This is a genomic window from Hoylesella nanceiensis DSM 19126 = JCM 15639 (assembly GCF_000379965.1).
GTDB classification, from domain to species: domain Bacteria; phylum Bacteroidota; class Bacteroidia; order Bacteroidales; family Bacteroidaceae; genus Prevotella; species Prevotella nanceiensis.
On record NZ_KB904327.1, the window covers coordinates 21,935 to 36,522 of the forward strand.

Annotated in this window: 11 protein-coding genes; 9 read left to right on the forward strand and 2 right to left on the reverse strand. The window is 36.5% G+C overall.

The annotated features are described in order from the left end of the window. Positions 1–16: 16 nt before the first annotated feature. The 7 genes from A3GM_RS0100105 (at position 17) to A3GM_RS0100135 (ending at position 8,848) form a co-directional block, all read left to right on the forward strand. The gene (locus tag A3GM_RS0100105; protein ID WP_018361353.1) at positions 17–3,493 is read left to right on the forward strand and encodes a hypothetical protein; all 3,477 of its coding nucleotides are present in this window, start codon (positions 17–19) and stop codon (positions 3,491–3,493) included. A 14-nt stretch (positions 3,494–3,507) separates the two neighbouring features. After that, on the forward strand, positions 3,508–4,068 hold the full coding sequence (locus tag A3GM_RS0100110; protein ID WP_018361354.1) for a hypothetical protein: 561 nt from the start codon (positions 3,508–3,510) through the stop codon (positions 4,066–4,068). A 27-nt stretch (positions 4,069–4,095) separates the two neighbouring features. Beyond that, positions 4,096–4,929, forward strand: coding sequence for an FmdB family zinc ribbon protein (locus A3GM_RS0100115; protein ID WP_018361355.1), 834 nt, complete (start codon positions 4,096–4,098; stop codon positions 4,927–4,929). A gap of 56 nt (positions 4,930–4,985) precedes the next feature. Then, positions 4,986–6,293, forward strand: a complete 1,308-nt coding sequence (locus A3GM_RS0100120; protein ID WP_018361356.1) for an MATE family efflux transporter — start codon at positions 4,986–4,988, stop codon at positions 6,291–6,293. Continuing rightward, a complete protein-coding gene (locus A3GM_RS0100125; protein ID WP_018361357.1) occupies positions 6,284–7,657 on the forward strand; it encodes a DNA recombination protein RmuC in 1,374 nt (457 codons plus the stop codon). Before A3GM_RS0100120 ends, A3GM_RS0100125 begins: the two co-directional genes overlap by 10 nt. Beyond that, positions 7,644–8,117 carry a low molecular weight protein-tyrosine-phosphatase gene (locus A3GM_RS0100130; RefSeq protein ID WP_018361358.1) on the forward strand — a complete coding sequence of 158 codons (474 nt, stop codon included), beginning with the start codon at positions 7,644–7,646 and terminating at the stop codon, positions 8,115–8,117. The genes A3GM_RS0100125 and A3GM_RS0100130 overlap by 14 nt, the downstream gene beginning before the upstream one ends. A 314-nt stretch (positions 8,118–8,431) precedes the next feature. Continuing rightward, complete coding sequence (locus A3GM_RS0100135) at positions 8,432–8,848, forward strand: hypothetical protein (protein WP_018361359.1); 417 nt, start codon at positions 8,432–8,434, stop codon at positions 8,846–8,848. Positions 8,849–9,047: 199 nt separating this feature from the next. Here the strand turns inward: A3GM_RS0100135 and A3GM_RS0100140 are convergent, their stop codons facing one another. Both A3GM_RS0100140 and A3GM_RS0100145 read right to left on the reverse strand, forming a co-directional pair. Continuing rightward, positions 9,048–10,541 (reverse strand): hypothetical protein, encoded by a 1,494-nt coding sequence (locus A3GM_RS0100140; RefSeq protein ID WP_018361360.1) that lies wholly within the window; start codon positions 10,539–10,541, stop codon positions 9,048–9,050. 380 nt (positions 10,542–10,921) lie between these two features. Beyond that, positions 10,922–11,794 carry a sigma-70 family RNA polymerase sigma factor gene (locus tag A3GM_RS0100145; protein ID WP_009227455.1) on the reverse strand — a complete coding sequence of 291 codons (873 nt, stop codon included), beginning with the start codon at positions 11,792–11,794 and terminating at the stop codon, positions 10,922–10,924. 327 nt (positions 11,795–12,121) lie between these two features. Here A3GM_RS0100145 and A3GM_RS0100150 point away from each other — a divergent pair, with 327 nt between their 5' ends. Together A3GM_RS0100150 and pfkA are read left to right on the forward strand one after the other, a co-directional pair. Then, on the forward strand, positions 12,122–13,471 hold the full coding sequence (locus A3GM_RS0100150; protein ID WP_025829779.1) for an SLC13 family permease: 1,350 nt from the start codon (positions 12,122–12,124) through the stop codon (positions 13,469–13,471). Between the two features lie 7 nt (positions 13,472–13,478). Next, positions 13,479–14,456: a 6-phosphofructokinase gene (gene pfkA / locus A3GM_RS0100155; protein WP_018361362.1), complete on the forward strand. Its 978-nt coding sequence runs from the start codon at positions 13,479–13,481 to the stop codon at positions 14,454–14,456. The last annotated feature ends 132 nt before the right edge of the window (positions 14,457–14,588 follow it).

A 14,588-nucleotide genomic window follows, 5' to 3' on the forward strand; every position in this document is an offset into this window, starting at 1 on the left:
TTAAAAAGGAAGCAAAGTGAGCAAAATATTATCATATAATAAAAAGACAACAGGAGAAGGTTGGATATCTTTACACAACCAATATGGGGCAGATGAGATCAATATGATTATCGACCCTAATGCTGGTTTGAGTCAAAAACCACGCACAGCGATACCTTCTCCATTTGCACAAATGGACCTTGTTAAGAATGCTTTCAATCGTTTAGCGATGTCAACAACATTAGAAGGAGAAGTGATGGATAAGCTTCTTGTTTCTAATGCCTTAGATATTGCTCAGCTATTCTTTAACTTTGGTGAGATGAAAAACCAACTACGAGTGGTTGAATGGAACAAAGATAAGGCATTGTCAGACTTAAAAAACAACGTACAACACGCCCTTTTAGGTGAAACAATATCGATGTTTTTAGAGCAAGATAAAGAGGCTTTTAACTTTGATAAGTTTGATAAACTCTACTTTTTGTTATATGAAAACAAGGTGATTGGATCTACTTCGCCCATTACTTTGTTCATGGCTACACCCAATGCGCAGCCTGGAAAGTATCCAGTAACAGTGGAACAGAACATCAATTTATTCGATTCTGTTCGTCACTTGCATTGTAGAGATACCCGATTTATAAAGTATCTTTATGCCATGTTCAACGCTTATCCACAGTTAAAGCAATATTGTGGGGAAGTGAATGCTTATCTTGTGAGAGTATTTGAATTGCTCTCTGCAGAAATTCGCAATGAGATTTTAACTGAAATAGGCAATCCTACATCTTTAGACTTAGAGAATATCGAGAAAGCTAAGCTCTTCTTGCAAACCAACTATTTGGCTATTGATGGCGGAGTGCAAATCTTTGGTATTCCATTCTATGGTCTTCGACAAGAAGATGTGTTAGATGGTATTGCTTCAAGTGACTTTGTTATTAACACAAAGAAGACACAAAATGAGCCTTTACCACTTGTTTTACAAAACAACTTGTCATCTTATCAAAATGCACCTTATAAGTATATCACAGGCAATTGGGACGATAAACAACAGATTTCGTACACAGATTATGCGGTAGAACCATCAAAACGCACTCTACCAGGTACGTCTCATGTTTATCCTTGGCTAACAGATGACGACTTCTTCCAGCCTTCTCTTATTAAACTTGATTATACATTAAATAGAGATTGCTATTTCGATGGTAACCTATCTCTATCTACTAAGGATGTAGATGATAACGACTTCTTGCTTCCTATAAAGCCTTTGTTCTTCAAATATTTTGATGTAGAAGACCTAAAGGGTAAGATTGGCGGATTACCTAAATTTGAAATGCGTCATGAAAGAATAGGAGGTAACGAGGCTTTAACTGCAATTTTGCGTATTCCAGTGAAGAAAGAAGGAGGCTTTATCACATTAAAGCGTACCTATCTCAAAGCAATTGATAACAATTATGCTTACGACCGCAAGAATGATAAAGGCTATTTCGTGAATATTGCCTTTACTTTAAACCTCTTCCCATTCATTAAAACGGAAGGGATTAACCATTATAATGTTCAGTTAATTGATAGAGCTTTAGGCGATTTCGATAGCCATGGCATAGGCTTATCATTCTATAAAGAGACAGAAGCTGAGGCTTTAGATACTCAAAAGGTAAATGTTCGAGAAAGAAGTTATAAAAAAGAGAAGCGTGTAGGCTCTTCTTATTATAAAGTAGATGATAACTTCGATTACATACTTGTCAACTTATCAAGTAGCAACTCGTCTACACCTATCGAAGGATTAATATGCCCTAATTGGACAAGTTATATCCCTGGACACGATAGTTACACCTTTGCAGTAGACTTTGGAACAACCAACACTCATGTAGAAAGCATGCAGGCAGGTGCCTTGCCACAACCTCTTATGTTGAATAGTGTGGCAGTTGAGAAGATGGTTGCAACCCTATACAATGGCTCAAGTATTTTATATGATGTTATTTTAAAGCAAGAATTCTTGCCAAAATGCATCGGAGAAGACTATTGTTTCCCACAAAGAACAGTGTTAAGTGAAAGCGAACGTCTTGATATTGTTAGTATAGACCATCTTGTTCCACTAGGAGATACCAATATACCGTTTATATATGAGAAAGAATCTGTGGGCTATGGCAACAACATAGTCACTGATTTAAAATGGTCGGTAGAGCTTTCTTCGAGCAAGAGAGTAAAGGCATTCCTAACCGAACTCGCTTTATTAATGCGTACAAAGGTGCTCTTAGAGCATGGCGATTTAAGCAAGATATCTCTTGTTTGGTTCTATCCTCTCTCAATGAAGATAGGAAATGTACGTAAATTAGGAGAGATGTGGGAGTCTATTTTTGCTGAAGTCTTTGGCGTACAGGCAAATAATAGCAACCTAATACATATGCCCGAATCGGTTGCTCCTTATTATTTCTATAAGAACTTAGGAACCTTTAGAGGCGCAGCTTCAACCGTTGCAAGTATTGATATCGGTGGAGGTTCGAGCGATATTGCCATCTTTAAAGGCACAGAGGCACAGCCATTACTTCTTTCTTCATTTAGATTTGCGGCCAATGCGCTATTTGGAGACGGTTTTTCTGATATCCCAAGAGGTAACAGAAACCCAATGGTTACAACCTATGTCAACTACTTTAAGCGTTTATTCGACGCCGATGACGATAAGTATGGAGAACTAAATGGCATATTAGACGATATTACAGAGAAGCAAAAGAGCGACGAGATCAACGCCTTCCTCTTCTCAATTATCAACAATCAGGCAGTTCTTGGAAACGACGTGTTCTCGTATAATAAACGACTTAACGAAGATGCGCATCGCAAAATCATCTTCCTTTATTTCTATTCTGCGCTTATTTATTATGTAGCTAATGTAATGAAGCATCACAATATCGATAAACCTCGTAACGTGATGTTCAGCGGAACAGGTAGTAAAGTGTTGGATATCGTTGGTAGTCAACGTGATTTAGATATGATGACACAGGCTATCTTCGAACGAGTTTATAACGAAACATATACTGATAGCACCTTCTCTGTGGTGATGGAGCGTCGTGAGCCAAAGCAAATAACATGTCGTGGTGCATTGATGCAGATGAAAGATCCTACAGGAACTCAGCTCATTAATGAGCTAAACAATATCATGGACGGTTTCGATAACACCATAAAAGTGAACTATTCATTGTTAGATAAAGAGCAATTGACCTATGGTGATATGGACGACACAGCCATTCAGCAAGGTGTAATCACTAAAGTAAAAGAGTTTAACAGCTTCTTTATCGAGCTTTGCGATGCTCTTCGAGTTGTTGATAGATTCTTGGTTGATAACCAATCTTATCAAAAGTTCAAAGCAATAGTTAACAATGATCTCGATCATCATTTAGTAACTGGCTGGAACTTCATTAATAAGAATGCCCAAGATAAGAATAAAGAAGACATAATTGAAGATACAATGTTCTTCTATCCAATTATTGGAACCATTCGAGATAACTTGATAGAAGGATTAACCAACTAAGAATTAACGAGATAATGTTTTCAAAAATATTCCGTTCGGAACAAGAAAATAAAGACGAAGAGAATAATTCATTGGGTTTTACAACCGAAGAATTAGTAAAGAGAATAGAGGCTTTAGAAACAAAAGTAGCGTCTTTAGAGGCTTTATTAGCTGATTATGGCGAATTAAAAAGCACAATAGCTCAATTTCAAAAGACTCAGGGAAAGCCTGAAATCTCTGCTTCAAATAAGGAACATACGATAGCAAAAGCTCCTCAAAAAGTAAGCAAGTTATACCTCGATGCACCGCTTCAAGATGGTTCTTTCAGTACTTTCTCAAGCGAAGAGCATGTGGGGAAGAGCTTGTATGTATTAGAAACACAGGATTCTAAAACAGGAACTTTCCGTGTATTAGAATCGAATGACGCTCTTGCAACATTGCTAATCAGCACTTCTCAGTTTGTAAAACCAGTGTGTAAGCTGATAGATTCGAAGGTAAGAATGCCTCAACGAATAGTAACTGTTGAAGAAGGACAAGCCATTTTTGTTGATGGCGTGTGGAAAACAACTCAAAAAGCAGTTGTAAGATTAGAGTAGTAGCTCGATAAAAGATAGATGTGTTAGATGGAAATAGAAGTAAAATGTCCTAAATGTAGATTCCGATTTGATACAGAAGTACATCGTGGAGCAACAGAAATAACAACAGCTTGTCCTCGATGCGGATTTCCTTTTAGTCATGTTCTCGATGAGGATGTGATACAAGAAGCACTTGCTCAGCCCGAAGAGGTAAAGGAACCCGTTTTGAATGATGTATCCACTGAAAATCAAGAATATACAAAAGAGGAAGTAAAAGCAGTGCAAAAGCATGATGAAAGCAATGCTATTGCACCTCAAAAGCAATCAGTTTACACTCCAAAAGCACCTCAATTACGACCCAATAGAATTGAACGTTTACCCAAGAACTATGTCACTCGTCCTTTGAATGATAATGAAGGCAAAGGAAAAGTGATTGGTGTTGTGGCTTTTGTAATCGTTTTAGTGCTTGGTTGTTTATATCTTTTTAAAGGCTTTTTATTTGGAGAAAATAACAATCAGTTTACAGAAGCATCGAAATATGTAAACGATTTGCAATACGATTCACTCAAAGTTGTGAAAGACAACGCATTTTCTTCGGCTGCCGACACAGTGGGATTTAATGGCATAAAGCCCCAAAAGCCACCCGCTTGGATTCAAGGAATATGGCGAGCTACAACCGATTATGGAGTGATTACCTTAAAAATCAAAGGCAACACCATCATCGAAAGCATCGAAGATCTAAGTTCTGAAGGTACATTCTTTTATAATGATGGTGTTTTGTATTGCACTTTCCCCGAGAAAACAAAGATGCGTTATTATCTCGATACAGATAATTTAGTTATTCAACTCGATAAACTCAATGCATTCACAAAGAAGAGATAGGCCGTATTAGAACTTCTTTTAAGACGCAAAGCATTGATGTTTTCTTTTGAAAAGATATGAATATTCGAAACAAACAGATACTAAATCTTGCCCTTCCTTCAATCATTTCCAATATAACAGTTCCGCTTTTAGGTCTTGTAGACCTTGCTATTGTGGGGCACCTTAATAACATCGCCTTGATAGGAGCAGTGGCAGTGGCAACCACTATCTTTAATGTTCAATATTGGTTGTTAGGCTTTTTGCGTATGGGAACAAGTGGTTTAACCGCACAAGCATTGGGAAAAAGAAACTTTCACGAAGTGTTGAAAGTGCTTTTAAGAGCCTTTTTTATTGCAACCTCAATCTCATTGCTGCTCATTGCAATGCAACAGGGAGTTTTGTGGGGTGCTTTGAAGATGATGGAGCCCTCTAATAGTGTTGCAACCTTTGTAGAAATCTATTTCAATATCTGTATTTGGGGTGCACCTGCAACGCTCGGTCACTATGTATTAAACGGCTGGTTTGTAGGCGTTCAAAATACAAAAATTCCCATGTTTGTAGCCATTTTTCAAAATATAGTGAACATCTTAGCAAGTCTTTTGTTTGTCTTTGTTTTTAAAATGGATATTGCAGGCGTGGCTCTTGGAACGCTAATATCTCAATGGTTGTCGTTCTTTGTGTCAGTAGGGCTACTCTTTTTGCACTATTCTAAATTAAGAAAATACCTTTCTTTCAATAATTTATGGAATAAAGAAGAACTTAAACGCTTCTTTAATGTCAATAGAGACATCTTCTTGCGCACCCTTTTCTTGGTGCTTGTAAATCTCTTTTTTGTAGCAAGAGGAACTCGACAGGGCGATTTAATCTTATCTGCTAATACCTTGTTGATGACCTTCTATACCATTTTCTCTTATATCTCCGATGGCTTTGCCTATGCTGGTGAGGCTTTAAGCGGTAGATATTATGGAGCAAAGAACATAAAGGTGTTCAATGAAATATACACTAGTCTGTTTAAATGGGGCATCGGTTTAGCTCTTATTTTCACCTTATTATATCTTGTTTTGGGGCTTCCTTTCTTGTCGATCATCACCAATGAGGAGCAAGTTGTGTTGGCAGCAAAAGATTATATGATATGGGCTGCAATGATTCCTATCGTTGGTATTGCTGCATTTGTGTACGATGGCATCTTTATAGGCATAACAGAAACACGAGGAATGCTTATATCTTCGTTTGTTGCAGCATGTCTTTTCTTCGTTGTATCCATCTCAACAGCAACCTTATTAGGCAATCATGGCTTATGGCTTGCAATGCTTGTGTTCTTAGGTGTGCGTGGTTTGGTACAAGGAATTATAATGAATAAGAAAATAAAAACACAATGGAAATAGTATATATATTAGTAGGCTTGTGCGTGGGAGCAGTTGTTATGCATTTTTATAACTTAGTGAAAGTGAAAGATATGCAAAGTGGTGAGTTGCTTTTGAAGCAGACCTACGAGCAAACAAAACTGCAATTGGAGGAAAAAGAGCGTGAATTGCGAGAACTAAATGCAAGTAGAGATCAACTAAACGATGAGTTGGTGGCTGCTAAGGTGGATTTAGAACGTGCATTAACACAACTCACTTCAGAACGCAATCAAAACTCTAAAGAGGCATTATTGCGCCAAGAGCAATTTGAAGAGCAGATAAAAACGCTGAAAGAACAGTTCTCTAACTTGGCAACAAAAGTGTTAGAGTCGACAGGAGAGAAGCTTAAAGCTACTAATAACGAGGCTTTAGAGCTGATAACAAAGCCTCTTCTGCAGAATTTAGACCAGCTTCAGCAAGCAATAAAGCATACCAATACAGAAACAGCTCGTTCTACTTCGGCACTATCAGAGCAACTTAAAACAATGGCTTTGCATACGCTTAAAATAGACGAAACGGCTAATCGCCTTACAAATGTAATTAAAGGTGGAAATAAAGAGCAAGGAAAGTGGGGCGAAAGAATGTTGATTGATATCCTTGAGTCGCAAGGTTTGCAGCGAGGTGTTGATTATGATATTCAACAAACCATTACAGATAGAAAAGGAAATGCCATTATTAATGAAGATAGTGGAAAGAAAATGATTCCAGATGTTATTCTTCATTATCCCAATAACGAAGATATCATCATCGATTCTAAAATGTCTATTGAGGCATACTATAACTATATGAATGCCGAAACCGATGCTGCTAAAGCACAATATGCTGCCGATTTGGTTAGAAGTATTCGCAATCAGGCAAACGATTTGGCAAAGAAAGATTATAGTAGATATATTGCAAAGAACAGAACAGCTGTAGACTTTGTTATTATGTTTGTACCTAACGAAGGGGCATTGCAACTTGCTTTGGCAAAAGAACCTAAGCTATGGGGTGAGGCTTTTGATAAACAAGTGTTTATAACAAGTCAACAAAACCTATTAGCGGTGTTGAAAATGATTCAAATGTCGTGGCGACAATTCCATCAAACAGAAAACCAAAAGCGGGTGTTTGCTTTGGCAGAAGAATTATTAAAGCGTGTAGGTGATTTTATAAAGCGATTTGACAAAGTGGGAACAGCAATAGATAACCTTAAAGGAAGCTATGATGAAGCTTATAAAAAGGCTTATACAGGTAGACAAAGTGTTGTTCAAAAAGCAAATGAAATAAAAGAACTTGGAGTGAAAGAGTCGTCTCTTTCTCCTTTAAAAGAAACAGAAAATCAATTATTTAACGACGATGGAAAAGAATAAATTACTCTTTGTTTGTTTAGGAAATATATGTAGAAGTCCAGCTGCAGAAGGTGTTATGAAAGCCTTTGTGCAACAAAGTGGACGTGAGAATGAGTTTGAAATAGACTCAGCAGGAATAGGAGGGTGGCACATAGGGCAGCTTCCTGATGAGCGAATGCGGAAACGTGGATCGCTAAGAGGATATAACTTTAATTCTCATGCACGTCAGTTTCAAATAGAAGACTTTGATAAATTTGATAAAATCCTTATTATGGATCATGAGAATTACAAAGCTTTGAAGACTAAAGCACCTAATGATGAGGCTTTAAGTAAGGTGGAAATGTTGGCTGATTATATGACTTCTCACCCTAATCAAGATATTATTCCAGATCCATATTATGGCGGAATATCTGACTTTGATTATGCTCTTGATTTAATTGAGGATGCATGTGAGTCGCTATTAAAAAGCTATGATAAATAAATAGGACAAAAGGTAGAAGAGAATAGGCTGTTATAATAGTGATAGAACCATCTAACTAGTCTGAAAATGTTTGATATAGAATGAGATGTTGTATGCTTAATAGGTGCAATGTCTCATTTTTTTGTTTTAAAAGAGAGGGGGTAGTTGCAAGGCTTCATTCCTTTTGTAGAATAAATAGAGTAGATTTTAAGACTTTACTTTCAACCTTATTTGATTAAAAAACTACAAAATAAGTCTCTAATGGAGTGGTATTCAGATGCTTTTATTTATATTTGTTCCAGACAATACTATAACCATTAAGTACTAAAAGTATAATGAAAAACTTTGATTGCATTACACCTAATAAAGAACATCTATTGATCTGTTTCTTTTTATGTCTGGCATTGGGCTTATATGCCGATGAAAAGATTGATAGTATCAAAGCGAAAGAAGCACCAGTTGTGTCGGATACTATTTTAAGAAGTATTCAATATCCCACTAATGCTCTTATCCTTCCAGGGGTAGTAGTGTATGGTAAGTATCCAAAGATGAAGATAAAGCCTTTTAAAAATAAAATGGAACAAGAGCTTGCGCTATCTCCAAGTAGTGGTTTTAACCCTTTGGCGTTTATCTATTGGATGTTGAAACTGATTCCACAAAAGCATAAAAAGATGGAAACTGCGAAAGAAAAGAATCAAAGAATATTGTCAGAATGGGATAGGTATATTGCTCCTGCAGAGAAAAAGGATTGATATTTCTGCGTACTTATAGTATAAATGGTGGGAGCTGTATTGTTATTGGTTGGGGAATGTATTATAGAAAGGGTATATAAAGAAAGCAAGAATGAACTTTTTGTATATCTGTTCATTCTTACCTCAAACTATTTAGTATTTCGATTTATTTGTAATCAACTTATTTTGATATTGAAATAATCCTTACAAGTGTTGCTTCTTACTTGCCACAAGCTTTGCAATAGTCGGTAATTAGCTGCTTTAATCCATCAATTGTTGTGGTGTCATATTTAGTCGCATCTATCGAAGGACATTGTAAATATTCAGTTGTAAGCTTTGCTTTTGACTTCTCGCTACGTGAACCTAGCAATGCTTTATTACCAAGATAAATTGCTTCTTCTTTGTTCTTGAGCTTTAAATAGAGTTCACCTTTATCTAAAGGATGTTGCAAAATAAAGTTTTCTTTGCCATCATTGTAAAGTACTTCGAAGAATTGAGAACGACGAGTTCCGATGTTTAGTGATGAACTTCCGCCTACATTGTTTAATACTCCGTCTTTAGAACCTTTACTTCCTAAGAAACTTCTATTGTTAAAGTGGATCATTATACCTTCAGATGCTTTATACTTCTTTTCTGTTTTATTTCCATTGGCATCTGTTTGAGCTAGTAATGCTGTTGTTCCTAAGGCTGGAGCGTCGAGATCTATGATACCACTTACGCCTCTTCCCATTTTCTTTTCGATAGATTCAAAGAGGATTGTAATAGCTCCTTCGGCTGTGGTTCCATCTTTAAGAACGACTTTTCCTGGTGTATTATAAATATTAACAGATGCTTCCATCGCCGCTTTCACTTCTTGCTTTTCTAGGTTGAGGGCTTGTTGCTCTTTTCTTTTAGCATTGTTTTCTAAGCGATCTTTAATATCTTCGGTCATATCTCCAAGTGGATATCCTTGTGAAAGGAGCTTTGCAACGAGGTGAAGAGCTGCGTTGTCTGCAGACAATTGGGGTGCAGATTTATATTCTAAAAACATCAAGCGATTATTATCGCAAGTGGTAATTGGACTGAAATTACTGCTTCCTGTCCATGAAGGAGTTTCTAACTTCGCTATTTGATTACCTTTTGCATCCTTAATGTAATAGGTAGAACTACCCATTGTTTGCTTGTTTACGAATACTTTTCCTATGATATTCTTATTGCTAATGATTTCTCCTGCATTGTTAATAACGAAAGTCTTGTTCGTAATAAGCTCTTCTTCTTTCTTTTCTTCGTCTTTAAGTTGATTATAAATGCTATCCCATTTGTGTGAGAAAGGGTGGGAGCCTTCTTCAAAAAGCTTAGCTATAGTGTTCTTATCTAATCCATTTGTGGTGAGAAGTTGAGGATTGCTGTCGAATAGTTTGTGTGTATAAACCTTATTGAAAGAGAGTAGTAAGCGATCTTTAGGGTTGGGTAATTCAAATGTTTTGCCGTCTGGTGAGGTGCAAATCAGCCATTGGTCGGGAGTTTGTACCTTTCCTTTGGTATATGATGTAATGTAAACGGTGATGACAGGTGAACCATCTGGATTTGAAAAGAGATAGCCGTTCTTCTCTTCTTTGATAGATGCAACAACGTTATTGTCTATCATAATTTGGCCTTTCTTCACTTTTATGTCTTGTGCATAACTTGAAAATACACATGCGCAAGCTAATAAATTCAATACGAATGTCTTCATTTTTTCTTCTTGTTGTCTAAGTTTTATAGAATAAATAATAACTAATAGTTGAACAAACTAATTATGTTGCAAATATAAATAAAATAACTAAAATATGAAAGTTTTTATTATTATTTACACAATAACCAACTTTCTTATTTTAGTTTTTGCTCAAATTGAGTAAAATAAAATATTGACTTCTTAGAATTTGTGTTGTAAAATCTGAATATAGAAGAAAAAATAAATACAAAGTTGTAAAGACAAGAAGAAGGATATTGCTTGTGTTAGAAAGTGAATGGAGATGAGGTAGAATTTAATTTAGGACTTAAGGTAAAGAAAAAGAGTACGCAACATAAAATAAATGTTGTGTACTCTTGCACTAGAAATAATGTAGGTTGAGTTTAACCTAGGTATTTCATTAATATTTTAGCATTACCGCTGTCTCTTAGTTTTGCAATACTCTTTTCACGAATCTGTCTAACACGTTCTCTAGTTAAGCCGAGTTGATCTCCAATTTCTTCAAGACCTTTCTCATGACAGCCTATACCAAAGCATTCACGAATGATGGTTATTTCTCTGTCTTTTAATACTTTGTTGAGAACTGCTTCAAGCTCTTGTGCCATAGACTCATGGTCTACTTGACGGTCGGTGCGGCTATCATCGCTCGAAGGCATCACGTCTAACATACAATTATCTTCGCCATCTTGGAATGGTGCGTCGATACTTACGTGGTGACCATCGGCCATTAAGCTCTGTCCTATCTTCTCTTCGTCGATGTTTGTGGCATCAGAAAGCTCAGAAACAGAAGGGTGTCGTTGATTCTCTTGCTCGAACTTGTTAATCTCATGATTAATCTTGTTAAGCGAACCAACCTGATTTAAGGGTAAACGAACAATTCTACTTTGTTCTGCTATGGCTTGTAAGATACTTTGACGAATCCACCAAACTGCGTAAGAAATGAACTTAAATCCACGTGTCTCGTCGAACTTTTGAGCTGCTTTAATCAAACCAATATTGCCTTCATCGATAAGGTCAGTGAGGGTTAAACCTTGATGTTGATATTGCTTTGCAACCGAAACGACAAAGCGAAGATTTGCCGTTACAAGCTTGTCTTTTGCTCGTTCGCCTTCAGGACCACCTTTTTTGATCTTTTGTGCAAGTTCAATTTCATCGTCAATAGATATCAATGGGGCACGACCTATCTCTACTAAGTACTTGTCAAGTGCTTCACTAGAACGATTGGTAATACTCTTTTGAATTTTTAATTGTCTCATCCTAAATATCTTAGCCTTTCTAACTTGTTGGTTATTAAATGAATTGTTAGATACAATTGTTATAACCTTGCAAAGGTAAGAAAAATAATTAATATACTATTATAATGTATAGTTAAAAGTAATTGATGTGATGTGCTTTTGTGTTTTATTTGATTTAAAGCAATTGATTTTGTCGGAATTTGAACAAGTGCTTTGTTGCTGGGGCTGCTGTCTTAGTAATAAAAGGGGAGAAGAAAGATGTGTAACCTTATTTATTGTTAAAAAGAAACGTCATATTTCTCTTTAAAAACTTTGATTATAGATATATTTTATTACCTTTGCATTATTATGACATTGGTGATAATTGTTATATTGTTACTGGGGTTATTGCTGATTGCATCGGCGCATCTCACCCATGTTAATAAAGCTGCGATTGCAGTTTTTATGGGGACGGTGTGTTGGGTTCTTTACATTTGCTATGGAACCGATTATGTAATGAGTTTTCATCAACTGGATTATCTAGGCTTTTTAGAAGGTTCGAAGGCAACCAGTGTTGCTGTGAAGCATTATATTGCTCAAAATATCTTTCTTAACTATGTAGGTAAGGCTGCAGAGGTTGTATTGTTCCTGTTGGTAACAATGACCATTGTTGAGATCTTAAATAATAATGGTTGCTTTGACTTCCTTATCAAATTTCTCAAAACAAGAAATAGTAAAACTTTGTTGTGGAGTTTATCTGTTGTCACCTTTTTACTCTCTGCCAACTTAGATAATCTAACAACAACGGTGATGATGCTGACCATTATGCATCAATTGTTGTCGAGCAGACGCTTGAGATGGCTTTATGGTTCAGCTATATTCTTATCTGCAAGCTGTGGAGGTATCTTTACGGTGATTGGTGATCCTGTTGGATTAGTATTATGGAGTGGAGGTTTAGTTAGTGCTACTTCTTTCTCATCTTTATTAATCTTACCTTGTTTGGTTGCATGGGCTCTTCCTATATTTATGATAGGTAGAGAGCTTCCAGAACGTTTAGATTTGTCATTCTCAATGCCTTACAGAGGTGATGATACTAATTTGAACGTATGGCAACGCTTTGCAATGTTGCTATTAGGTATTGGTGGACTTTGGTTTATTCCAACTTTTCACAATATAACAAAGCTTAGTCCTTTCTTAGGAGCATTGTGCGTGCTTTCTTTGTTGTGGATTATTAATGAGATTTTTAATAGAAAATTGATGAACGTTGATGATATGATCCAACGCAGAATACCACGAGTTTTGCAATATGGTGTGATTCAAATGATATTTTTTGTGATGGGGATTATATTGTCATTTGGCGTTATTCAAGAGACAGGATTCTTCGTATTGGTAAGAGAAAACTTTGGTTCTCTCTTTAATGACAGAATGTTATTAGGCGTTTCTGCAACTGTAATGAGCTTGTTTCTTGATAACTTCGTAACGGCAATGCTGCATGTTTCTATAAATCCTTTCCGTGAATTAAACGATTCTTCTTGGGCTGTTATAGCCTATGGAGCGCAGGTCGGCGGTAATATTTTTATGGTGAGCTCTTTAAGTGGGATAGCTTTTATGAAAGCAGAGCACATCTCAATAGGGTGGTATTTTAAGCATGTAGGTTGTTATGCCTTGTTAGGTGGCATATTAGGATTGATAATTTTATATTTAACATTATATTTATAGTATAGTTATGGCAAAGATAAATACAATAGGAATTTTGACTTCTGGAGGTGATGCACCAGGTATGAACGCTGCAATTCGTGCAGTGACACGTGCCGGAATATGTAATGGATTTAATATAAAAGGAATATATAGAGGTTATGAAGGACTGATAAACGACGAGATAAAAGATTTTACCACAGAGAATGTGAGTGGAATTATTATGTCGGGAGGTACCATTTTAAAGAGTGCTCGCTCTAAAGATTTCTTTACAAAGGAAGGTCAAGAGGCTGCATATAATAATATGGTGAAGCATGGAATCGATGCTCTTGTAGTTATTGGAGGAAATGGTTCGCTAACAGGTGCAATGAACTTTGCAAGAGAATACGATGTTTGTTGTATTGGATTGCCAGGTACAATTGACAACGACTTGTATGGAACTGATTCAACAATTGGTTACGATACAACTCTAAATACTATTGTTGAGTGCGTCGACAGAATTAGAGATACAGCCCAAAGTCATGAAAGAATCTTCTTTGTTGAGGTGATGGGACGAGACGCAGGCTTCTTAGCTCAGAACAGTGCGATAGCATGTGGGGCCGAAGCTGCAATCATTCCTGAGGATAGTACCGATGTAGACCAGTTGGCAAACTTCATGGAACGTGGTATACGTAAGTCGAAAAAGTCTTGTATCGTAATCGTTTCTGAAAGCAAGAAATGTGGAGCTTTGTATTATGCAGATCGTGTTCGTAATGAATTCCCACAATATGATGTGCGTGTTTCTATCTTAGGTCACTTACAAAGAGGTGGTCGTCCAACTGCACACGACCGTATTTTGGCTAGTAGAACAGGCGTTGGTGCTATCGATGCAATTATGCAAGGACAGCGCAATGTGATGATAGGTGTAAGAAATAACGAGGTGGTTTATGTGCCATTGTCTGAGGCAATACGTAGCGATAAGCCATTTGATAGAAAGTTAATAAACGTTCTAGATGAGCTAAGTATTTAATATGCAAAAGTATGTTATAAATCCAATGCAACATTAGAAAAATGCCTTTTGTTGCTTTGGTTACATAAAAAAAAGCTACTTTTGTATATCATCGTACTCGATGAGTTGTAAAATAGAAAAATAAATATTATA